Origin of the sequence: Thermotoga sp. RQ2, assembly GCF_000019625.1 — a bacterium.
GTDB classification, from domain to species: domain Bacteria; phylum Thermotogota; class Thermotogae; order Thermotogales; family Thermotogaceae; genus Thermotoga; species Thermotoga maritima.
In genome coordinates this window covers 484,446-507,987 of sequence record NC_010483.1, presented here as the reverse complement: position 1 = coordinate 507,987, position 23,542 = coordinate 484,446, and the positions used below count along the sequence as shown (strand labels likewise).

General features: G+C 45.6%; 18 protein-coding genes. 13 read left to right on the top strand and 5 right to left on the bottom strand.

Translation table 11 applies throughout. From position 1 onward, the window contains the following. Nucleotide 1: 1 nt before the first annotated feature. From TRQ2_RS02605 to TRQ2_RS02585, 5 genes are read left to right on the top strand one after another with little or no spacing between them, the layout of a single operon-like run. The gene (locus TRQ2_RS02605; RefSeq protein WP_012310587.1) at nt 2-997 is read left to right on the top strand and encodes an ABC transporter ATP-binding protein; all 996 of its coding nucleotides are present in this window, start codon (nt 2-4) and stop codon (nt 995-997) included. Next, the gene (locus tag TRQ2_RS02600) at nt 984-2,006 is read left to right on the top strand and encodes an ABC transporter ATP-binding protein (protein WP_012310586.1); all 1,023 of its coding nucleotides are present in this window, start codon (nt 984-986) and stop codon (nt 2,004-2,006) included. Before TRQ2_RS02605 ends, TRQ2_RS02600 begins: the two co-directional genes overlap by 14 nt. 20 nt (nt 2,007-2,026) lie before the next feature. Then, on the top strand, nt 2,027-3,439 hold the full coding sequence (gene aglA / locus TRQ2_RS02595) for an alpha-glucosidase AglA (RefSeq protein WP_012310585.1): 1,413 nt from the start codon (nt 2,027-2,029) through the stop codon (nt 3,437-3,439). Nucleotide 3,440: 1 nt separating this feature from the next. Continuing rightward, the gene (locus tag TRQ2_RS02590) at nt 3,441-4,430 is read left to right on the top strand and encodes an acetylxylan esterase (protein ID WP_012310584.1); all 990 of its coding nucleotides are present in this window, start codon (nt 3,441-3,443) and stop codon (nt 4,428-4,430) included. Continuing rightward, entirely contained in the window at nt 4,427-5,515 is a 1,089-nt protein-coding gene (locus TRQ2_RS02585) for a dienelactone hydrolase family protein (protein ID WP_012310583.1), read from the top strand. Before TRQ2_RS02590 ends, TRQ2_RS02585 begins: the two co-directional genes overlap by 4 nt. 4 nt (nt 5,516-5,519) lie before the next feature. On the opposite strand, the gene TRQ2_RS02580 is transcribed toward TRQ2_RS02585, so the two are convergent. The 3 genes from TRQ2_RS02580 to TRQ2_RS02570 all read right to left on the bottom strand — a co-directional run bounded on the left by TRQ2_RS02580 (nt 5,520) and on the right by TRQ2_RS02570 (nt 11,215). Beyond that, entirely contained in the window at nt 5,520-7,838 is a 2,319-nt protein-coding gene (locus TRQ2_RS02580; RefSeq protein WP_012310582.1) for a glycoside hydrolase family 3 N-terminal domain-containing protein, read from the bottom strand. A gap of 83 nt (nt 7,839-7,921) precedes the next feature. Then, complete coding sequence (locus TRQ2_RS02575) at nt 7,922-9,271, bottom strand: pectinesterase family protein (RefSeq protein ID WP_148202897.1); 1,350 nt, start codon at nt 9,269-9,271, stop codon at nt 7,922-7,924. A gap of 12 nt (nt 9,272-9,283) precedes the next feature. Then, nucleotides 9,284-11,215, bottom strand: coding sequence for an ABC transporter substrate-binding protein (locus tag TRQ2_RS02570; protein WP_012310580.1), 1,932 nt, complete (start codon nt 11,213-11,215; stop codon nt 9,284-9,286). Nucleotides 11,216-11,435: 220 nt separating this feature from the next. Here TRQ2_RS02570 and TRQ2_RS02565 point away from each other — a divergent pair, with 220 nt between their 5' ends. The 8 genes from TRQ2_RS02565 to TRQ2_RS02530 are packed head-to-tail and all read left to right on the top strand — an operon-like array spanning nt 11,436 to nt 20,890. After that, complete coding sequence (locus TRQ2_RS02565) at nt 11,436-12,539, top strand: zinc-binding dehydrogenase (RefSeq protein WP_012310579.1); 1,104 nt, start codon at nt 11,436-11,438, stop codon at nt 12,537-12,539. Beyond that, on the top strand, nt 12,536-13,882 hold the full coding sequence (gene pelB, locus TRQ2_RS02560; protein WP_148202895.1) for an exopolygalacturonase PelB: 1,347 nt from the start codon (nt 12,536-12,538) through the stop codon (nt 13,880-13,882). Before TRQ2_RS02565 ends, pelB begins: the two co-directional genes overlap by 4 nt. Nucleotides 13,883-13,899: 17 nt before the next feature. Next, nucleotides 13,900-15,309, top strand: a complete 1,410-nt coding sequence (gene gndA, locus TRQ2_RS02555) for an NADP-dependent phosphogluconate dehydrogenase (protein WP_012310577.1) — start codon at nt 13,900-13,902, stop codon at nt 15,307-15,309. After that, nucleotides 15,306-15,950, top strand: coding sequence for a GntR family transcriptional regulator (locus tag TRQ2_RS02550; protein ID WP_012310576.1), 645 nt, complete (start codon nt 15,306-15,308; stop codon nt 15,948-15,950). Before gndA ends, TRQ2_RS02550 begins: the two co-directional genes overlap by 4 nt. A 6-nt stretch (nt 15,951-15,956) precedes the next feature. Next, a complete protein-coding gene (gene uxaE, locus TRQ2_RS02545) occupies nt 15,957-17,402 on the top strand; it encodes a D-tagaturonate epimerase UxaE (protein WP_011943119.1) in 1,446 nt (481 codons plus the stop codon). A gap of 5 nt (nt 17,403-17,407) precedes the next feature. After that, on the top strand, nt 17,408-18,166 hold the full coding sequence (locus TRQ2_RS02540) for an SDR family oxidoreductase (RefSeq protein ID WP_004081525.1): 759 nt from the start codon (nt 17,408-17,410) through the stop codon (nt 18,164-18,166). A gap of 13 nt (nt 18,167-18,179) precedes the next feature. After that, nucleotides 18,180-19,463, top strand: coding sequence for a lactate racemase domain-containing protein (locus tag TRQ2_RS02535; RefSeq protein WP_011943117.1), 1,284 nt, complete (start codon nt 18,180-18,182; stop codon nt 19,461-19,463). Next, on the top strand, nt 19,460-20,890 hold the full coding sequence (locus tag TRQ2_RS02530; RefSeq protein WP_011943116.1) for a gluconokinase: 1,431 nt from the start codon (nt 19,460-19,462) through the stop codon (nt 20,888-20,890). Before TRQ2_RS02535 ends, TRQ2_RS02530 begins: the two co-directional genes overlap by 4 nt. On the opposite strand, the gene TRQ2_RS02525 is transcribed toward TRQ2_RS02530, so the two are convergent. Both TRQ2_RS02525 and hydF read right to left on the bottom strand, forming a co-directional pair. Next, on the bottom strand, nt 20,878-22,254 hold the full coding sequence (locus TRQ2_RS02525) for an aspartate ammonia-lyase (protein WP_011943115.1): 1,377 nt from the start codon (nt 22,252-22,254) through the stop codon (nt 20,878-20,880). The two genes, TRQ2_RS02530 and TRQ2_RS02525, sit on opposite strands and share 13 nt — an antisense overlap. Next, a complete protein-coding gene (gene hydF / locus TRQ2_RS02520) occupies nt 22,251-23,465 on the bottom strand; it encodes a [FeFe] hydrogenase H-cluster maturation GTPase HydF (RefSeq protein WP_011943114.1) in 1,215 nt (404 codons plus the stop codon). Before hydF ends, TRQ2_RS02525 begins: the two co-directional genes overlap by 4 nt. Nucleotides 23,466-23,542: the final 77 nt, after the last annotated feature.

Here is a 23,542-nt window from a genome sequence, read left to right as displayed (position 1 = left end):
GATGGCACTTCTTGAGGTGAAGAACCTGAAGACCTACTTTTTTACAGACGAAGGCGTTGTGAAGGCGGTCGATGGGGTGAGTTTTGAGATAGAGGAAGGAAAGACACTGGGTGTTGTCGGTGAGAGTGGCTGTGGAAAGAGTGTGACGGCAAGGTCGATCATAAAGCTTCTTGGCACAACAGGAAGGATAGTCTCCGGAGAGATCCTCTACAACATGGACGGGAAGGTGGTGGATCTTGCAAAGTTCTCGAAGGAGGAGATCAGAAAGGTCAGGGGAAGACACATAGCGATGATCTTTCAGGAGCCGATGGCTGCCTTCTCTCCTGTCTACACGGTGGGAGACCAGATTATAGAAGGTATGGTCTATCACTTCAAGATATCAAAGGAAGAGGCAAGAGAGCGTGCGATAGAACTCTTAAGAAGAGTTGGTATTCCAAAGCCGGAGAAGATGATAGACGCCTATCCGTTCGAGTACTCGGGTGGTATGAGGCAGCGTGCGATGATTGCGATGGCCCTTTCGTGTAATCCGCGCCTTTTGATCGCAGACGAGCCGACTACAGCCCTCGATGTGACGATACAGGCTCAGGTTCTTGATCTTTTGAGGGAGCTTCAAAAAGATTACAACATGTCGATCATGATGATCACACACAACATGGGAGTCGTTGCGGAGATGTCTGATCATGTTGTGGTGATGTACCTTGGAAGGGTGGTGGAGAGTGCACCCGTTGAGGAGCTCTTTTACAATCCAAAGCATCCATACACGTCGCTTCTTTTGAGGTCCATTCCTGTTGTGGGAAAGAGGGTGGAAAGGCTCGAGGTGATAGAAGGGGATGTACCAGATCCAAGGAACATGCCAAAAGGTTGCAGGTTCCATCCAAGGTGCCCCTACAGGATGAAGGGTCTTTGTGATGAGAAAGAGCCAGTTGAGGTTGAGGTAGGACCAGGACACAAAGTCAGTTGTTTTCTCTATGGAGGGACAGAAGATGGCGCTTCTTGAAGTGGAGAACTTGAAGAAGTACTTTCCCATTGTAAAGCGTGGCTTTAGAAGGAAGGTTGTTGGATATTTGAAGGCGGTGGATGGTATTTCTTTCCACATAGAAGAGGGGGAAACCCTCGGGCTTGTTGGAGAGAGCGGTTGTGGTAAGACCACAACGGCAAAACTCATCATGAGAGGGATCGAGCCAACAGAGGGAAAGATTATTTTGAGTATGAACGGAGAGAAGGTCGATATCACAAAGCTTTCTGAGAGAGAACTCAGGGAAAAGGGTGTGAGAAGGTTCGTTCAGATGATCTTCCAGGATCCTTATTCTTCTTTGAATCCAAGAATGACCGTGAGGGATATCATAGCAGAACCCCTTGTTGTAAACAAACTGGTGAAGTCGAAGGAGGAGATAGACCAGATCGTATCAGATCTTTTGAGGGCTGTCGGCCTGAGGCCAGAGTACATGCAAAGGTATCCCCACGCCTTCTCGGGTGGGCAGAGACAGAGAATCGCCATCGCACGTGCGATCGCTTTGAAGCCAAAGCTTGTTCTGTGTGATGAGCCAACTTCCGCTCTGGATGTGTCCGTTCAGGCACAGATCATAAATCTTCTCAAGGACCTTCAGAAAGAGTACAATCTCACCTATCTGTTCATCTCACACGATCTTGGTGTGGTGGAACACATCACAAACAGGGTGGCCGTGATGTACGTGGGAAGGATCGTGGAGCTTGCAGAGACTGAAGATCTCTTTTCTTCTCCAAAGCACCCCTACACGGAAGCACTTCTTTCTGCTGTTCCAAAACCTGATCCAAAGAGGAAGAGAAAGAAAGTTCAGCTCACAGGTGAGGTGCCGGATCCTTCCAATCCACCGTCTGGTTGTTATTTCCACCCCAGGTGTCCTTACGCTAAAGCCATCTGTAAGGAGGTGTACCCAGAGCTCAGAAACGTCGGCTCTGACCAAAATCCTCACTTCGTGGCGTGTCACTTTGCTGAAAGATTGAATTTAGTTGGAGTAAAAATATAAGAGAATAAGGAGGTATCTACATGCCCAACATCGTATTTGTAGGTGCAGGGAGTGTGAGGTACACGATAAAACTGGTAGGTGATCTGGCAAAGACAAAAGAGCTATACGGGTCAAGACTGGTTTTGATGGACATCGACGAAGAAAGGCTGAAGGCAACCTTCACACTCGTGAAGAAGTACCTGAAGGAGTTGAAGGCAGAATATGAGGTGGAAGAGACGACAAGCCTTGAGAAGGCACTTGAAGGGGCAGAGTTTGTCATCAACACAGCACTCTACAGGGCACCTGGACATGAAGACGGGTACGTGCACTACGAGATCATGAGGGAAGTAGGGGAAAGACACGGTTACTACAGGGGAATAGACAGCCAGGAGCTGAACATGGTATCGGACTACTACACTTTGAGCAACTACAACCATCTGAAGATGAGCCTTGATATAGCAAAAGCTGTGGAGAAAATCTCACCGGATGCATGGATACTGCAGACGGCAAATCCCGTCTTTGAGATCACCCAACTTGTGAAGAGGCTGACGAAGGCGAAGATAGTGGGGTTCTGCCATGGATACGCACACGTGTTTCACCTTGCGAAGGTGCTTGGGGTAGAACCGGAAGAACTCGACTGGCAGGTAGCAGGGGTAAACCATGCGATATGGCTGAACAGGTTCAGGTGGAAAGGAGAGGACCTCTATCCCAGGCTGGATGAGTGGATAGAGAAGAACGCGTCGAACTGGGAGCCGAAGAGTCCATGGGACGTGGACTTTTCACCTGCTGCGATAGACATGTACAGGTTTTACGGGATGTATCCGATAGGAGACACGGTGAGGAGTGGGACGTGGAAGTACCACTACGATCTTGAGACGAAGAAGAAGTGGTTCGGAAAGTATGGAGGAATAGACAACGAAGTGGAAAGGCCGAAGTTCTACGAGAGTTTGAGGAAGCAGAGAAAGAGGCTGATGGAACTTGCGAAAGAAGTGGAGAAAGATCCGACGATAGAGCTCACGAAGGTATGGCCTGAGGTGTTCACAACAGGAAGTGAAAGTGTAGAGCAGCACATACCTTTCATCAACGCCCTTGTGAACGGGAAGAAAGCAAGGCTGGTTTTGAACGTGGAGAACAGAGGGACGATAAAGGGGATACCGGACGATGTGGTTGTGGAGGTGCCGGTGATAGTGGACAAGGAAGGGATACATCCGGAGAAGATAGAGCCTGATCTTACGGAGAGGGTCAAGAAGTTCTATCTTCTTCCGAGGATTTTGAGGATGGAATGGGCACTTGAGGCGTTCATCAGTGGTGACAGGAGGGTTTTTGAGGAGATTCTCATCAGAGATCCCAGAACAAAATCCTACGAACAGGTCGTTGCCGTCATCGACGATATCCTCAACCTGCCTTTTAACGAGGAAATGAAAAAGCATTATTCAAGAGGAGGAAAGAATTGATATGGCGCTATTTGATATGCCTCTGGAAAAGTTAAGATCATACCTTCCCGATAGATACGAGGAGGAAGATTTTGATCTGTTCTGGAAAGAGACTCTTGAGGAGTCAAGAAAATTCCCACTGGATCCTATTTTTGAAAGAGTAGATTATCTGCTGGAGAACGTGGAAGTATACGATGTCACCTTCTCCGGTTACAGGGGTCAAAGAATAAAGGCGTGGTTGATTCTACCGGTTGTTAAGAAGGAAGAAAGGCTTCCCTGCATCGTTGAATTCATAGGTTACAGGGGAGGAAGAGGTTTTCCCTTCGATTGGCTCTTCTGGAGCAGTGCGGGGTATGCCCATTTCGTGATGGACACTCGCGGCCAGGGAACCAGTAGAGTAAAGGGTGATACTCCTGACTACTGTGATGAACCCATAAATCCTCAATTCCCCGGATTCATGACGCGGGGAATACTGGATCCCAGGACTTACTATTACAGAAGAGTTTTTACCGATGCTGTAAGAGCAGTGGAAACCGCTTCGAGTTTCCCGGGAATAGATCCCGAAAGGATAGCCGTCGTGGGAACAAGCCAGGGTGGGGGAATTGCATTGGCGGTGGCGGCGCTTTCCGAAATTCCAAAGGCTCTTGTATCGAATGTTCCGTTTCTGTGTCATTTCAGAAGAGCGGTTCAGATAACAGATAACGCTCCTTACAGTGAGATAGTGAATTATTTGAAAGTCCACAGAGACAAAGAGGAAATTGTGTTCAGAACGCTTTCGTACTTTGATGGAGTGAACTTTGCTGCGAGGGCAAAAATACCAGCACTTTTCTCTGTTGCTCTCATGGACAAAACCTGTCCACCTTCTACAGTTTTTGCTGCTTACAACCATTACGCTGGTCCAAAAGAAATCAAAGTGTATCCATTCAACGAACATGAAGGTGGAGAATCTTTCCAGAGAATGGAGGAACTTCGCTTTATGAAAAGGATTCTAAAAGGGGAATTCAAAGCATGAGGAAGAAATTTCTTGAGTTTGTGGGACAGCACAACACAGTCCAGAAAAACAGGATACAAGATGACGGCTATGTTAGGAAAGTCCTTCTCTCTCTTCTTCCCGTCGATCTGAAACTTCATTTTGTGGAAAAGGAGAAATTTTCTATCGAAAAAGAATTTTATTATGAAGAACACATAGTAGCTGAGTTGAACTCTGTAAGATCTGAGAGTGTTCTGTTGAGGCCTAAGGATGCAAGATCTCCTCTTCCTGTTGTAATAGCCTTTCACGATCATGGAGGTTATTACTTTCACGGTAAGGAGCGTCTCTACATGGACGCTCCTTTTGGTTCATTCATGTTTGAATATCGAAAGAAGGGATATCAGGGAAAAAGATGGGTACTGGATCTGGTGAAGAATGGATTTGCCGTCTTTTGTCCAGATGCGTTTTACTTTGGAAGTAGACGGTTAAGCATGGAAATAATTGAGAAATTTGTGGGAAACGATATTTATCAGGAGTTACTATCTATGGAAGAAGGTACCGACGAATACATAAAACTTTTTAACAGAATCTCTTCGCAGTTAGAACCGATTGTCTGGAAGAATATAAACCTCCTTGGAACAAACTGGCCAACCGTTCTTTTGAATGAGGATATCGCATGGGTGAATTATTTGCTTGCAAGAGAAGATGTTGACAAAAATAGAATAGGAAGCGTTGGTTTTTCTCTTGGAGGATTCAGATCTTTCCTTGTCTCGGCTTTGAAAACAGAGATCAAGACGTGTGCTGTGGTATGTTTTATGGGAGAGTTCGATGAGAATATGTTGGGGAAATATGCGGTTCATACGTTCATGGTTCATATACCATTTTTGTCAAGATACATATCCTTCCCGGATATAGCAAGATTGATATTTCCAAGAGATCTTTTGATTATAGCAGGAGAAGAGGATCATCTGTTCCCAAAGGAAAGGATCTCCGTTATTAAAGAAAGACTCGAGAAAATCTATGAACAGTCGCCCGAAAACCTTTCCTTCAGAGTGTTCCCTGAAGGACATGTCTTCTCCCTGGAGATGCAGAAAGAAATCGAATTGTTTTTTGTAAGAAAACTGTAGAAATTCAATCCAGTTTAATGGTTTCTTCAAAACTATCTGTGAAAAACTTTCTCATTCCGAAGACCTCTCTTTTTTTGCCGATGACGGAGAAAGAACCGGAGAGTCTGATGTCCTCAGAGGAACTACCCACCATCACCCTGAACTCACCGGGTTCCACAACAAGCTTCATGTCCCTGTCGTAATATGCGAGAACATCCGTGTGAAGTCTGAACACAACCGTCTTCTTCTCTTTTGCCTTCAAAGAAACCCTCTTGAACCCCTTCAACTCCTTCACAGGCCTTGTGACACTTGCAAACTCACGACCGATGTAAAGTTGGACCACCTCGTCCCCATCCATGTCTCCCACGTTTTCCACATCGACCTTTATCACAACCTCCCCCGCAGATGGTACCTCCTCTGGTTCTATTCTCAGGTTGCTGTACTCAAACCTCGTGTAGGACAGACCGTGTCCGAAGGGAAAGAGGGGCTTTGTGCTCTCGTCCACATAGTCTCCATGCCAGTGAGACCTTCCTCCAGAGGGTTTGACGTAGTGAAAGACGGGGATCTGGCCTGCACTCCTTGGGAAACTGATCGGGAGCTTTCCGGAGGGATTCACCTTTCCGTAGATGACATCGACGATCGCTCTTCCACCTGCCTCTCCAGGGAGCCACACCTGAAGGATGGCGTTCACCCTGTCGACCAGGTTTTTGGGTGAGTAGGGTCTTCCTGTGATGAGGACAAGAACGACGGGTTTTCCTGTTTTTGCAATTTCGAGGACGAGTTCTTCCTGTACGCCGGGGAGTTTCAGGTTTGCCATGTCTCTGGATTCACCCGTTGTGCAGTCGAGGGTGAGGCCGGATCTGTCTCCGACCACAACGATGGCAACGTCTGACCTTTTTGCAACCTCGATCGCTCCTTTGAACCCGCTTCTGTCCTCTCCTGTTACTTCGCATCCCTTCGCATACTCAAATTCGATGCCTTCTTCTTTGAAGATGTCTCCAACAGAAGGAATCTTTGAAAGTTCCTCTTCGAAGATCTGTTTCATTCTCTCCTTCTGAATCTTTGGAAGCACCACGGCGGGATCCCATATCTTTTCTGAGGTGATTCTCATGTGCCCAAGGAAGGTGTAATCACCGAAAAAGAGTCGTGGATCAGAAACATGCGGTCCTATCAGGGCGACTTTTTTGTTTTTCTGGAGGGGTAGTGTTCCGTCGTTTTTGAGGAGGGTGATGGATTTTCTAGCGATTTCGAGGGCAATGTCTCTGTGGCTTTCTATCTTTGCCTTTTCCACGTCGACGTATGGATTCTCGAAAAGACCGAGCATGAACTTGAGTTTCAGTACCCTGGAAACGGCCTCATCTATGAGGGTTTCGGGTAAAATACCTTCTTCCACCATCTCTTTTAAGTGTACGTAGCATTTGATGGATGGAAGTTCCAGATCTAAACCTGCTGTGAAGGAAAGCAAAGCCGCTTCTTTTTCATCCTTTGCCACCCTGTGATGTTCTTTTAATCTTATCACCGCTCCATAATCTGCTACTACAATGCCTTTGAATCCCCATTCTTTTCTTAAGATGTCTGTAAGAAGCCATCTGTTCATCACACAGGGTACTCCATCTATTTCACTGTAAGAATTCATAACAGATAAAGCCCCTGCTTCTTTCACGGCCGCTTCAAATGGAAAGAGAAAGACTTCTCTGAGTTCCCTTTCCGGTATGTTCGTGGGGTTGCAATTTCTGCCGCCCTCTGGGACACCGTGCCCGGCAAAATGCTTCAATGTGGCTATCACACCGTGTTTTATATTCCCCTGAAGACCTCTCACGTAGGAAACGCCCATTCTTGCGACAAGGTAAGGAGACTCTCCGAACGTCTCCTCCGTTCTTCCCCATCTTGGATCTCTTGCCACGTCCAGAACGGGAGCGAGTCCCTGGTGTGCTCCTATCTTCCTCATGTCCTCTCTGATGGCCGCTGCCATCTTCTCTATGAGATCTGGATCCCAGGTGCTCGCCATCGCTATTGCCTGCGGGAAATTCGTACTACCCGGTCCCATGTAACCGCTCAGACATTCTTCATGTACTATGGCAGGTATTTTAAGGTTCGTTTCTTCTATGAGAAAACGCTGGATCTCGTTTACAAGCTTTGCCACTCTTTCCGGAGGAAGGTTCGTTGATCCGCCAGGTCTTGTTATTTCTCCTATGCCGTGTTTTAAAAGATCTTTAGCTCTCTCTATATTGAAGTTCCCATCAGAATCTACCAGGTCTTTTCCCTGAACTGATCCAAGCTGTGCAATCTTTTCTTCCAGTGTCATTCTGGAAAGAAGAGAATTCACTTTCTCCTCCAGATCCATGTTAGCTCCCCCTTCTTTAGACTTTCAAAATGCGGGGCATCAGGCCCCGCTGTTTTTAAAGATTTGTTTGGAAAGAAGGCTTTTTACTGATAGAGTTGTTCTATGAACCTTTCTACGTCCCAATCGTCAAGGAATTTTTCTTTACTGTAGAGTTCTACATTCTCCCCTTCAAGTTGAGGTCTTTTTTCGTTTATTATGGCTCCCGGTCCGTAGTTTTGGTACTCAAAGAACCTTTCTGTCTCAGGGTAGAACCATATTTTCTCTCCTGTTTTGGGATCTTTAGAACTCATACTGGTCCAGCCATCCATGTGGATATGTTCTCCAAGGTAGCTTTCTCTTATCACAACGTTAGAATTCACACTGTAAGGATCGGAACTTGGATGCCACGGTCTTCCAAGATAGACAGAATTTTTATCCGTTACGTTCGATGTGAAGACACAGTTTGTGAAAAGAAAACCCAGATTGTCTTTTTTAGTACTGGCCGCTGTGATGTATCCTTTGGGTTTGATTCCGGGTCTATCGACCGAGAATATGACACAATCTTCGAAAACTGCCCGTCCATCGCCAAATATGAAATCGACATCGCCCTCTATATAGCAATCTCTGAAATAATGTAACCCATTTCTCACGTAAAGAGTATCCTGGTTTCCTATGAAACGACAATTGATGAAAACGGCTCTATCAGACTGGGTTAAAACCGCTACCGCCTGTTTGCTGGTGATTTCAGGGTTGTTCTGTTCATCGAACGAATTTTCGAAAGTGATGTTTTCTGCTGTGAACCCTGTAGCACTACCTTTTATGGTTACACTTGCACTCTTTGATGTTCCTATTTTTTTCCCATCTGGGAGCGTTTTCCCTGCTGCGTCATCGTAGTAAATCTTTGTTGAAAGAACATCTTCTCCCACAAGGCTCAGATTTGGTATGTCAATGGTGATCTTTTCGTAATAGTTTCCGCTCTTGATGAAGATGTATTTTCTCTTCTCTTCATCATTTTTGCTGTTCTTCAAAAACTCAAGAGCTGCGCTTATGCTTGTGAAGTGCGGTACACCGTTCACTGATTCTCCGTCGTTTCCTGTGAAGTTTTTATCTACGACCGCATCCACTTGTGAAAGGTACAGGATTTTTTTAACAAAAATCTGCTCTTCGTTTAAGTTGTTCATATTTCTCACCACAATTCTGATGGTGTTTCTCGGCACTTCAAATTTCAGGTCCACACTCAGACTGTTTCCTGCTTTAAGAAGAGTTTCTTGAAGAACAGTTTTGTCGTTCATGAAGATGGATATAACCACATCTGCTTGACTTTGAATGGTTAGAGTGTAAGGATTGTCCATAGTAGCGTCCGGTAGTTTTTCCATGGATATCAGTGCACCTCCAAAAAACGATGCAGAGAAAAGGACAATAATGAGGAGTGATACCACTTTCTTCACAACCATCCCTCCCTGTGACTATTTTTTGAAGAAGAACTGTTCTGGCCTGAAGTTTTTTGGTGTTTTTAACAAATGAAAATCAAAAAGTAATCCTTCAGGGACATTTTTAAGATTGTCTTTCACTACTGCAGGAAGAGGGAATTCACCTACTGTACCAATTATCCATATGTTTTTTTTGAAGAGATTTATGAGTTCTTTTACGAGTGCATCTCTTTTTTCCTCATTGGGTTCAAACAATATTTGGTCCCACAAATCGTAAAGTTTTCTGAGGTCAGTTCCTTTTTCTGGTTCAATACCTCCTTTTTTTCCATTAACATACCATTGATAAGCTAAAGGAGCCCATTTATATCCCATCATATCTGGATCTAAGAAAATCGAAATGGATCCAAACACCCAAACACCTATTTGCATCTCTCCTGCTTCCAGCCTTGTAAACCATAGTGATCTTTCTTCCTGTTTTAGAAGAACCTTTATTCCTAAGGATTCAATGTAGGATTTTATAAGTTCTAATTCAGATCGTGGTTCAGTATATTCTATAATGAGCTCTAGTCTTTTGCCATCTGGTCTTAGTCGGTATCCTTCTTTATCACGTTTTTCAAGTCCTATTTCATCAAGAAGTTTATTTGCTCTTTCTGGATCGTATTCAGCAAATGCCTTTTCCCATTCAGGATCGTAGTATTTAACTCCTGTCACAAGCGAAGCTTGACGTGGTTCTCCAAGACCTAAATAGGCAAGATGTAGTATTTCTTCACGGTTTATTGCTAAAGAGATAGCATATCTAAACTTTGGATTCTTTAATAATTCAGCTATGATAGGATCCCCGGTGTAAGTCTGGTTCATGAAGAGAGAGGTCCCACTACCAGTGGTTTTCTTTACCAGAATAACTCTGTATCCTCCTTTTTCGGCATTCGAAGTTAGAATTTGATAATCATCAGTTGTAAATCCCCTCATTTGGAAGTCAATTTCACCCGCAAGAGCCTTCATAAGGAGTATTTGCTTATTTGCTACTCTGTAGAGGTGTATTTCGTCAATATAAGGCAATTGATTTCCTTCAGTATCAACTTTGAAATAATAAGGATTTCTTTCGAAAATGGTAAGCTCGTCTGTAGAACGATCGGAAAGTTTCCAAGGGAAAAGAACAGGAAGGTCAGGATTTCTCACCCAAGCGTTTTCTAATAAACAATAATCAAGCACAAACTGTTGCCATGAAGAGTATCCCTTTTCTTTAGCTTGTTTCTCGATTTTGTCTTGACCAATATATTCTGGAAGGAAATTTCTGACATAATGGGAAGGAAGCAGAATAGCCGAATATATTTGGTCAGTTAGAAATAGTGGGAAAAGTGGATAGGGTTTCTGAAAGATAATTTTAAAAGTATAGGTATCCACAGCTTCTATTGTGAAATCTCCGCCAGGCTTAAAAAAGTCCGGAATGGCAGATGTAAAGTTTTTGTTTTGAAAGATATCATGATACCAGAAAAGAACATCTTCTGTTGTTACTGGTACTCCATCAGACCACTTCAAGCCTTCTCTTATTTTGGCTATAAACACTTTACCATTTTCTTCCATTCTCAAATCCTCGAATATATTCGGTAAGAACTCGCTTCCGGTTTTATCCGCCATAATTAATCCTTCGAAACATATTCTTCCTATGTTCCACCAATCTGCTATGCCGTACCAAACTCTTCTTAAAACACCCCCGTACTCTCCAATTTCCTCGTGAGGAGTTACAACAAGTGGGTTTTTCGGAAGTCTTTCTTCAACAGGTGGGAGTTTGCCCTGCTTTACAAGTTCTGATAGCGCAGGGGCTTCGTGAAACTCTGTGATCTTCTTCCCTGTCAGACGTTCATAGTCAGAAAGATTGTACTGTTCTCCGGGCACAACCTCTTTCAGGCCGAGGCCAAACATCATCAATGAAAAAAGAACCAGAGCAACTACAAGCGATCTTCTCATACCTTCACCCCCATTCAAGTGATATCTGATATTTTGGATTCAGAACATCAAATATTTTACAAATGTGCTTTCGAATACTCAAAGTAAATTTACTGTTAATTTTCTAAAATTTTTCTCGTTGCAGTGCTGGAAATATCTGAAAAAAATTGACATATTCTTTGACAGAAATATGAATTATGGTAAACTATACCTGAAACATCAAACATCTTAGGGGAGAGTGATGGATTTGAAAGCACACGCCATGGTGCTGGAAAAGTTCAATCAACCTCTTGTATGTAAAGAATTCGAGATCTCAGACATTCCACGAGGATCTATTCTGGTTGAAATTCTCTCTGCAGGTGTTTGTGGTTCCGATGTTCACATGTTTCGCGGAGAAGATCCCAGAGTACCCCTTCCCATCATCCTGGGACACGAGGGTGCAGGAAGAGTTGTCGAAGTGAACGGAGAAAAGAGGGATCTCAACGGAGAACTTCTTAAACCCGGTGATTTGATCGTCTGGAACAGAGGTATCACCTGTGGTGAATGCTACTGGTGTAAGGTGTCAAAAGAACCTTATCTCTGTCCGAACAGAATGGTCTATGGAATAAACAGGGGATGTTCTGAGTATCCTCACCTCAGAGGATGCTACAGTTCTCACATTGTGCTGGACCCAGAAACAGATGTTTTGAAAGTATCGGAAAAAGACGATCTTGATGTTCTTGCCATGGCGATGTGTTCAGGAGCAACTGCATATCACGCATTTGATGAGTATCCTGAATCCTTTGCTGGGAAGACCGTTGTTATACAGGGAGCGGGACCTTTGGGATTGTTTGGAGTTGTTATAGCAAGGAGTCTTGGTGCGGAGAAGGTGGTTGTAATAGCGGGTTCTCCGAACAGGCTGAAACTCGCCGAAGAAATAGGAGCAGATCTCACATTGAACAGAAGAGAAACGAGTGTTGAGGAGAGAAGAAAAACAATAATGGATATCACACACGGTAGAGGAGCAGACTTTGTCCTGGAAGCGACGGGGGACAGCAGAGCGCTTCTCGAAGGAGCTGAGTTACTGAGAAGAGGAGGATTTTACGCTGTTGCGGGGGTAGCTGTGCCACAGGATCCTGTACCTTTTAAAGTTTACGAATGGCTTGTTTTGAAGAGCGCGACTTTCAAGGGAATTTGGGTCAGTGATACTTCACACTTTGTGAAGACGGTTTCAATCACGTCCAGGAATTATCAACTTCTTTCCAAACTCATCACGCACAGACTTCCTTTGAAAGAGGCAAACAGAGCACTGGAACTCATGGAATCGAGAGAGGCTTTGAAGGTAATCCTTTATCCGGAGGGATGATCATGGAAGAACTGGCAAAAAAGATTGAAGAAGAGATTTTGAATCACGTGAGAGAGCCTGAGATACCCGATCGGGAGGTTAACCTCCTTGATTTTGGAGCGAGAGGGGATGAAAGAACCGACTGTTCTGAGAGCTTCAAAAGGGCCATAGAAGAACTTTCAAAACAGGGCGGAGGAAGACTGATTGTTCCCGAAGGTGTGTTTCTAACGGGACCAATTCATTTGAAGAGCAACATCGAACTCCACGTGAAGGGAACCATAAAATTCATTCCTGATCCTGAGAGATACCTTCCCGTCGTTCTCACCAAGTTCGAGGGAATCGAACTGTACAATTATTCTCCCCTGGTTTACGCCTTGGATTGTAAAAACGTGGCTATCACCGGAAGTGGGGTTTTAGACGGTTCAGCAGACAACGAACACTGGTGGCCCTGGAAAGGAAAGAAAGATTTCGGATGGAAGGAAGGACTTCCCAACCAGCAGGAGGATGTAAAAAAACTGAAAGAGATGGCAGAGAGAGGAACACCAGTTGAAGAGAGAGTGTTCGGAAAGGGACATTATCTGAGACCGAGTTTTGTTCAGTTTTACAGATGCAGGAATGTTTTGGTAGAAGATGTGAAGATCATCAACTCTCCTATGTGGTGTGTACATCCTGTTCTTTCTGAAAATGTGATCATAAGAAACATTGAAATTTCAAGCACGGGCCCAAACAATGATGGTATCGATCCTGAATCCTGCAAGTATATGCTCATTGAGAAATGCAGATTCGACACAGGTGATGATTCTGTGGTCATCAAATCGGGGAGAGACGCGGACGGAAGGCGAATCGGAGTGCCTTCTGAATACATTCTTGTGAGGGACAACCTGGTGATCAGTCAGGCGAGTCATGGTGGACTTGTGATTGGGAGTGAAATGTCCGGTGGTGTGAGAAACGTCGTTGCAAGGAACAACGTCTACATGAATGTGGAAAGGGCTCTCAGGTTGAAAACGAATTCCAGGCGTGGAGGATACATGGAGAACATCTTCTTTATAGACAACGTGGCTGTGAACGTTTCGGAAGAGGTGATCAGAATAAATCTCAGATACGATAACGAAGAGGGGGAATATCTCCCTGTAGTCAGAAGCGTTTTTGTTAAGAACCTGAAGGCGACAGGTGGAAAATACGCTCTACGGATTGAGGGTCTGGAGAATGATTATGTAAAAGATATCATGATATCTGATACTATAATGGAAGGAGCGAAGATCTCTGTTCTTCTTGAGTTCGGTCAGTTGGGGATGGAGAATGTTATCATGAATGGATCAAGATTCGAAAAGCTTTACATCGAAGGTAAAGCTCTGCTGAAATAAAAAGGGGGGTGACACCGGTGAAATCTCATATCGGTCTCATCGGTCTTGCGGTGATGGGTCAGAATCTTGCACTGAACATTGCGAGGAAAGGCTACAAAGTTTCGGTTTACAACAGAACAGCACAGAGAACGGAAGAATTTGTGAAAAATCGTGTAACGAATGAAGAGATAGAACCTCATTACGATATCGAAAGCTTCGTGAAGTCTCTCGAAAGGCCAAGAAAGATAATCTTAATGGTAAAGGCAGGTAAACCCGTGGATGATACGATTTCTCAGCTTCTTCCTCACCTCGAACCAGGTGATTTGATAATAGACGGTGGTAATTCCCATTACATGGATACCGAAAGACGCTTCAAGGAACTCTCTGAAAAGGGAATACTTTTCCTCGGTATGGGAGTTTCTGGTGGTGAGTACGGGGCTCTTTACGGGCCTTCTCTCATGCCTGGAGGAAGTAGAGAAGCGTACAACCTGGTTGAGGAGATTCTTTTGAAAATAGCAGCGAAAACAGAGGAGGGACCATGCTGTACATACGTTGGGGAAAGATCAGCGGGCCACTTTGTGAAGATGGTTCACAACGGCATAGAATACGCCATCATGCAGGCGATAGCGGAAGTTTATCACATTATGAGAGATGTTTTGAGCCTATCATCTGAAGAAATGTCCAGTATCTTTGAAGAGTGGAACAGAGGAGAACTCAGCTCGTTCCTGGTGGAGATCACCTACAAGATTTTGAGAAAGAAAGATGAAGAAACAGGAAAACCGATGGTCGATGTGATTCTGGACAAGGCAGAACAGAAGGGAACTGGAAAGTGGACATCCCAAGCAGCCCTTGACCTCGGAATACCTACCCCTTCCATAAACCTGGCGGTGGTTGAAAGGGTGATTTCCCATTTCAAAGACATAAGAACAAGGCTTTCGAAACTGTATAATAAGAGAAGAAGCGCTACTCAGGGTAGCGAGGAATTTTTGAGAGATCTCCGAAACTCTCTCTTCTTTGCCATGTTCATGGCCTTTTCTCAGGGCATGTGGTTGATCGCAGAAGCATCGAAAGAGTTCGGCTATGGGGTGAACCTCTCGGAGGTGCTCAGAATATGGAAGGGTGGATGTATCATAAGGGCGAAGTTGATAGACACACTCAGAAGGTACATATCTAACGAGAACGCGTATTTGCTGGAGAACGAAGAAGTGATGAATCTATTGAAAGGCAAAATCGATTCTCTAAAGAACATATTGAAGGCGTCCATAGAGAACGAAATCCCCGTTCCTGTTTTGAATTCCTCTTACAACTACTTCATGAGTCTTACCGAAGAGAGACTGCCGGCGAATCTCATACAGGCTCAAAGAGACTTCTTCGGAGCACACACTTTTGAGAGAGTAGACAGAGAAGGTGTGTTCCACATCAACTGGGAGGAAGGAGAGATAGGATGAAAAAAATCGAAGTGGACCTCGTGAGAACGAAGGTCTACAATCTTCTCAAAGAAATGATACTGAACCACGAATTGAAGCTTGGAGAGAAACTAAACGTGAGAGAACTCTCCGAAAAACTTGGTATCAGCTTTACTCCTGTGCGGGATGCCCTTCTCCAGCTTGCAACTGAGGGTCTTGTGAAGGTGGTTCCAAGGGTTGGTTTTTTTGTAACCGACGTCGATGAGAAATTCATAAGAGAAACCATAGAAACGAGAATCATGATGGAAGTCTTCTGTCTTGAAAATTACTTCGATAAAATTGCTGGTTCCGAAGAACTTTTAGAGATAAAGGGAGAAATCGATGATGTGGAGAAAAGTGCAAAGAGAGAGATTTTCGACGATTCCGATGAAAGACTGCACAAACTCTTTATCAGAGCCTCAGGGAATGATCTCATCATATCTTTGTATGAAAAGATATGGGATCGTATAGACCTCGTAAGGCATCTGAACGAAAGATACGTCGTTTCGAACAGAGAACACAAAGAACTCATAGAGAGAATCATCAGCGGCGATAAAGAAGGCGCTATAGAAAAGTTGAAAGAACACTTGAAAAATGTGGAGGCGGAGACCATAAAGAACCTGTACACATATGAAAGGAGTTGAGAAGTTATGGTCTTGAAAGTGTTCAAAGATCACTTTGGAAGGGGATACGAAGTTTACGAAAAGTCTTATAGAGAAAAGGATTCTCTCTCTTTCTTCTTGACAAAGGGAGAGGAAGGAAAAATTCTGGTAGTGGCTGGAGAAAAGGCACCTGAGGGTCTGTCGTTTTTCAAAAAACAGCGGGTGGAGGGTGTTTCGTTCTTTTTCTGTGAGAGAAATCATGAGAACTTGGAAGTTCTCAGAAAATACTTTCCAGATCTCAAACCAGTTCGAGCGGGATTGAGAGCGTCTTTTGGAACAGGTGACAGACTCGGTATCACCACACCGGCTCACGTGAGGGCGTTGAAGGATTCAGGGCTTTTTCCCATCTTTGCGCAGCAGTCGGTGAGGGAGAACGAGAGAACGGGAAGGACCTGGAGAGATGTGCTGGACGATGCCACATGGGGAGTTTTCCAGGAGGGATACAGTGAGGGATTCGGAGCAGACGCCGATCACGTGAAGCGGCCGGAGGATCTTGTTTCGGCTGCAAGGGAAGGTTTCACCATGTTCACAATCGATCCTTCGGATCATGTGAGGAATCTTTCAAAACTTACAGAAAAGGAAAGAAATGAGAAATTCGAAGAGATTCTGAGAAAGGAAAGGATCGACAGGATCTATCTCGGTAAGAAATACTCTGTTCTCGGTGAGAAGATCGAATTCGATGAGAAGAATCTCAGAGATGCGGCGCTCGTGTATTACGATGCGATTGCCCACGTGGATATGATGTATCAAATTTTGAAAGACGAAACCCCGGATTTCGACTTCGAAGTGTCAGTTGACGAAACAGAAACTCCCACGAGTCCTCTCTTCCACATTTTCGTTGTGGAAGAACTCAGACGAAGAGGTGTGGAGTTCACCAATCTTGCCCTGAGATTCATCGGCGAATGGGAAAAGGGAATAGATTACAAGGGGGATCTTGCACAGTTCGAGAGAGAAATCAAAATGCACGCAGAAATCGCAAGGATGTTCGAAGGATACAAAATATCACTCCACTCTGGAAGCGACAAATTTTCCGTGTATCCTGCTTTTGCTTCCGCGACAGGAGGCCTTTTCCACGTGAAGACAGCCGGAACGAGTTATCTTGAGGCGGTGAAGGTCATATCCATGGTCAACCCGGAGCTCTTCCGGGAGATCTACAGGTGTGCTCTCGATCACTTTGAGGAAGACAGAAAGTCCTATCACATATCTGCGGATCTGTCGAAAGTTCCGGAAGTAGAGAAAGTGAAAGATGAAGATCTTCCAGGTCTTTTTGAAGACATCAACGTGAGACAGTTGATCCATGTCACCTATGGCTCTGTTCTGAAAGATGCATCTTTGAAAGAACGGCTGTTTAAGACGCTTGAACAAAATGAGGAACTCTTCTACGAGACCGTGGCAAAACATATAAAAAGGCACGTAGACCTGTTGAAGGGGTGATTTGTGTGTTCGATCTCAGGGGGAGGGTTGCCCTCGTAACCGGTGGCTCTCGTGGGCTGGGTTTTGGAATCGCTCAGGGGCTGGCAGAGGCCGGATGTTCAGTGGTCGTTGCAAGCAGAAATCTGGAGGAAGCATCAGAAGCGGCTCAAAAGTTGACAGAAAAATACGGCGTTGAAACGATGGCTTTCCGATGCGATGTTTCAAACTATGAGGAAGTGAAAAAACTTTTGGAAGCAGTGAAAGAGAAATTTGGAAAGCTCGATACGGTGGTCAACGCTGCGGGGATAAACAGAAGACATCCAGCGGAAGAATTTCCTCTCGATGAGTTCAGACAGGTGATAGAGGTGAACCTTTTTGGAACTTACTACGTGTGTAGGGAGGCCTTTTCACTCCTGAGAGAATCCGATAACCCCTCTATCATAAACATAGGATCTCTCACCGTTGAAGAAGTCACCATGCCCAACATATCCGCGTACGCTGCTTCGAAAGGGGGCGTAGCTTCTCTCACAAAAGCTCTGGCGAAGGAGTGGGGAAGGTACGGCATAAGGGTGAATGTGATAGCGCCGGGCTGGTACAGAACCAAGATGACAGAGGCTGTATTCAGCGATCCAGAAAAACTGGACTACATGCTCAAGAGGATACCCCTTGGCAGAACGGGTGTACCAGAGGATTTGAAGGGTGTGGCAGTCTTCCTTGCTTCCGAAGAGGCGAAGTACGTGACTGGACAGATCATATTTGTAGACGGTGGTTGGACTGCGAATTGAAGGGGTGAGGCCAGTGACGGTGTATCTGGAAGGAGATCCTTTGACCGAAGAGAAGATAAAAGAAGGTCTTTCAAAATTGGTTGAAGATCTTGGAAAAGTGAAAAAAGTGCTGGTGGTGCACACAGATTACACCCGCGTGGATTTCACCCACTTAGTGGCAAAGAACCTCTACAGATTTCTCCTTGAAAGAGGTCTGAAAGAGTTTCATACGCTCAACGCGAGCGGTACACACAGGGCCATGAAAATTGAAGAGTTCGAAAAGAAACTCGGTATCTCAAGAAACGAAAGAGGAGTGTTTTTCCACAACCATGAGTTTTTCAATCCTGAAGCACTGGCGTTTGTTGGCACACTACCGGCTGATTTCGTTTCAGAGATGACCGAGGGAGATCTGGAAGAGGAGATACCGATAAAGGTGAACAGAATCCTCTTTGAAGATTTCGACGCGATCTTTTTCATAAACGGTACAGTTCCTCACGAATCGACAGGTTTTTCCGGTGGCTTGAAGATCGTTATTCCGGGAATCGCCAGCACGGAAGTTGTAGATACTTTCCACTGGGCAGCAGTTCTCATGGGCATTCCAAAACTCATAGGCACGGTGGACAATCCCGCGCGTAAGATCATAAACAGGGCATCGGAGATGATTTTTGAGAAGATAAAAGCAAGATCCTTCACACTCAACATGGTGTACGAAGAGGAAGAAGAAGTGATTCCAAGAGCTCTCTACATAGATGAAGGATACAAAGGCTTTTTAAGGGCATACGAAAAAGCTTGCGAGCTCAGCTCTCAACTTCACGTGAAATACATAGACCGACCTCTCAGAAGGGCTGTCCAGGTGATAGGAGAGGAATACGACGAGGTCTGGACGGCGGGGAAGGGGTCCTACAAGCTTCAAAAACCAGGTGTGATGGCAAAGGGCGGTCAGATCATCATCTACGCACCGCACATAAAGAGGTTCCACTCCAACCCGCAGATGGACAAGTGGATCAGGGAAATAGGATACCACTGCAAAGACTACGTGAAATGGTATCTGAAGAAACATCCCGATTTCAACAAGAACGTTGCAGCACATGTGATCAACGTAAGAGGAGCTGGAACGTTCGATCCAGAAACGGGTAAAGAGGAGTTCGAATTCGATGTGATTCTCGCTACCTCCATTCCTGAAGACGAATGCAGGGCAGTGAACCTTGGATACATGGATCCGTCGAAGATCAGAAAAGAAGATTTCATGGATGAGGATAGTCTCTGGATAGTCCCGGGTGGAAAGTACCTCTACGATCTGAAGGGGAGGAGAGGATGATAGCGGCCATAGACATTGGAACAGAGAGCGCTCGTCTTATGTTCAAAAGTAACGGTGAGTGGAAAGTTCTGAAAAAGTCATATAGAATCTTCTTTCCATCACCCGAGGCGGCAGAACAGGACCCGAATGAGATCTTTTCCGCTGTTTTCGATCTTTTAAAGCAAGTACCCAACGAGGACGAGGTTCTCTACGTTGGTATGAGCTCTGTGTTCCACAGCATCATCGGTCTTGATGAAAATCTCAATCCGGTTACTCCCCTCCTCAACTGGGCAGACAGGAGATCCTTTAGGGAAAAGGAAGAACTGGAGAAGAAGTACGGTGTCAGGTTCTTTTATGAAAAAACCGCGTGCCCGCTCCATCCGATGTACTGGCCTTCAAAGATCCTGTGGATGAAGAAAAACTCGAATGCGAAAAAGTTCTGTTCGATAAAAGCCTACATCGTCAACAAGATGACTGGAGAATTTGTGGAAGAGCTTTCTCTCGCATCTGGAACCGGTATGATGAACATACATTCCCTCGAATGGGACGGGGAAATCCTGGAGATCACGGGAGTGAGGAAAGAAGATCTTCCTGAGATCAAATCACCTTACACACAGGTGAGGGTGAAAGACGAGATAGCAAAAGAGCTTGGCTTCAAGAAAGTCTACCTGATCCTTGGCGGTGGAGACGGAGTGATGACGAACGTGGGATTGAGCGCGATGGATCCTGATTCAGCCACCGTGACGATCGGAACGAGCGGCGCGTTTCGTGTTGTCATGGACAGACCGGTGATCGATCGGGAGGGGATTTCCACCTGGTGCTATCTGATCGATGAGGAAAACTACGTTCTCGGCGGGGCGATAAACAATGGCGGTATCGTGTTGATGTGGCTTAAAGATGTCATGAGGTTCGACAGTTACGACGATATCATAGAAGAAGCAAAGGAGTCTCCAGCTGGTGCGAACGGACTGGTATTCCTGCCGTTTCTCAACGGGGAAAGGGCACCGCACTGGAGAGAAAGATACAGGGGCGTTCTGGTAGGGCTCACTTCCTCTCACAGAAGGAGTGACATTGCAAGAGCGGCACTCGAGGGAATCTGCTTCAGGATAAAGGACATACACAACGCGGTTAAAAGAGTGGGAAGTGTTGATCCCAATCGAATCGTTGCGACGGGAGGTTTCACCAGCTCTCCGTACTGGGTCCAGCTCTTATCGGACGTTCTTGGAAAGGATATAATCGTCACAAACGTGGAGAATCCTTCCGCTTTTGGAGCCTACGTAATGGCTTTGAAATCGCTGGGAGAAGATGTGGAAGGCTTTATCGAAAAAGAGGTTCGGGTAGAGCGGGTGTTTCACCCTGATTCTGAAAGAAACGCGGTGTACGAGAGACTGTACAGTGATTATAAGTTCCTGTACGAAAAACTCGTGGACTATTATTACAAGGAGTAGCCAAGCCCCGTCATCTTTTTGAGGTTGAGAACCTTCAGTATCTCTTCGACAGGAATGTTTTTCTCCTGGGATAGAATTTCAACGGCTTTCTTTATGTCCCAATTCGCTTTTTTTATTGCTTCAGAGACCGCTTCGTATCCAAACAACTTTATCAAAGGTGTGAGGTTCGAAACAGACCTTCGAAGGTGTTCCTCGCACCGCTCGTTGTTCGCTTTTATTTTTGAGATGTAGCTGGCGAGTGATCTACAGGCGTTTGTGAGGAGTGTGAGAGATTTCAGTGTTAGGTGAACTATCAGAGGAGCGAACTGGTTGAGTTCTAAATTCCCAAGTGCGCAGGCATGGTTCAGGATCATGTCGTGACCGAAAACCATGTGACAGATTTGCATCACGTACTCGGGAACAACCGGGTTTATTTTTCCTGGCATGATGGAGCTTCCCGCCTGCACAGCTGGAAGAATCAGTTCCCCGATCACGGTGTTTGGTCCGCTTCCCAGCAGTCTGATGTCATTTGAGATCTTGTAGAGGTTCACAGCAAGAGATTTCAAAAGACCATGAACCTCAGCAAAAACGTCCCAGTTCTGCGTGGCGTCTATGAGGTTTTCTGCTTTAGCAATCTTCACTTTCGTTACTTCTCTCACTTTTTCGACGATCTTGAGGATGTAGTCTTTCGGCGCCCCAACTCCCGTTCCGATGGCCGTTCCCCCGATGTTTACACTTCTTATTCTTTCTTCGACTTTGTAGAGCCTCCATCTGTCTCTTGCGAGGGCATCCGCGAAAGCGCCGAATTCCTGCCCTAACATGATGGGCGGTCCATCCATGAGCTGTGTTCTTCCTGGTTTTCTTATGGAGTAGAACTCCTTCTCTTTCTCCTGAATCTTCTCCTGAAGGTTTATCACTTCATCTATGAGTTTTCTGAGTTTCACGATGGTGGCGATTTTCGCACTCGTTGGGAAGGTATCGTTCGTGGACTGGTGCAGGTTCACATGGTCTATGGGATCGACCAGGTATTCTCCTTTCTTTCCACCGAGTATTTCCGTAGCCCTGTTTGCGATCACTTCGTTTACGTTCATGTTTATGGAAGTTCCAGCCCCACCAGAGAGTGGATCCACAACCACGTGTTTTTTCAGGTCTTCCCATTCGTCACAGGCCTTCACGATGGCGTTTCCTGTTCGTTCGTCCAGATAACCGAGCTCTGTGTTCAAAAGGGCGCAGGCTTTTTTCACCATGAAATAGGCCCAGATGAAAGTTTCGTCAAGCTTTTCACCTGTGGATGGGAAGTTCATGAGGGCTCTCTTTGTGTGTATTCCATAGTAGGCTTCGTCTTCTATCTCCAGTTCCCCGAGGTAATCGTGTTCCTTTCTCACACCTTCACTTCCTCTCTGAAGGGACGTATCGCCCGGTCGAGTACTCCATGGAGGTAAGAGATCGTCACACCGTAGTTCGTCATGGGAATACCGAGTCTTTTTGCCATTCTCACCCTTCTCATCATAGCTGCCCTGTTCAGAACACATCCTCCGCAGTGAATGATGAGTTTGGCATCTTCGATCTCTTCGAGATCCGGGAAATCCTTTCCCGCTATGACTTTGAAGTTCAACTGGGCTCCCGTGTGGTTCACAAGCCACCTTGGAATCTTCACCCTTCCGATGTCTTCGGTGAGAGGTCTGTGGGTGCAGCCTTCCATGATGACAACAGTGTCTCCGTCTTCCAGCTCTTCTATCTTTCTCACGCTTTCCACAAAGTAGGCCAGATCGCCTCGATATCGTGACTCCACAATGGAAAAGGTGGTGAGTTCCACGTCTTCCGGGACATCAGACGCTACTTTCATTACCACCTGAGAGTCTGTGATGACGAGTTTTGGTTTCATCCCTATGTTTTCCATCACGTACCTGAGCTCTCTTTCCTTCACCACGAGGGCGATGGCTTCTCTGTCGAGGGCTTCCCTGATCGCGTGGACCTGAGGCATGATGAGCCTCCCCTTTGGAGCACCGAGATCTATAGGGACCACGAGGATCACAAGATCGCCGCCATCTATCAGATCACCGAGGTAAGGAATCTCTTCATCACCCGGAAGAATTTCGGAGATGGTCTTCCCGATATCGTCGAATCCCTTTTTCTGCAAAGCCGAGACAAGGAGTACTTTCGCTTCGTAACGGCTTTCGTAGAGTCCCTTCAGCTCTTCGGCCTTTTCTCCAAGAACGTCGATTTTGTTTACGACAACTACGAAGGGAATTTCCATCTCTTTGAAAAGATTGACAACGTCGTCTTCGTACGGTGTCGGTTCGCTGTCTGTTACGAGTATTCCACAGTCCGCTCTATAGAATACTCTCCTTGCTTTCTCCACTCTGAGTCTTCCAAGTTCTCCCACATCATCGAGCCCAGGAGTGTCGACCAGCGTTACAGGGCCTACGGGGTAAAGCTCCATGGATTTGTAAACGGGATCTGTCGTGGTGCCTGCGTATTCACTCACGATGGACACGTTTTGTCCAACGAGTGCGTTCATGAAGGATGATTTCCCGACGTTTCTTCTTCCGGCGACAACGATGTATCTCCTGAAACCAGCGTCCGGCAATCTCACGATATCACCCTCTATAAAGAAAAATCCCCTTCGCACGACCGAAGGGGTGAGTTCCCCCTCGGTGTCGGGTGCCCTCC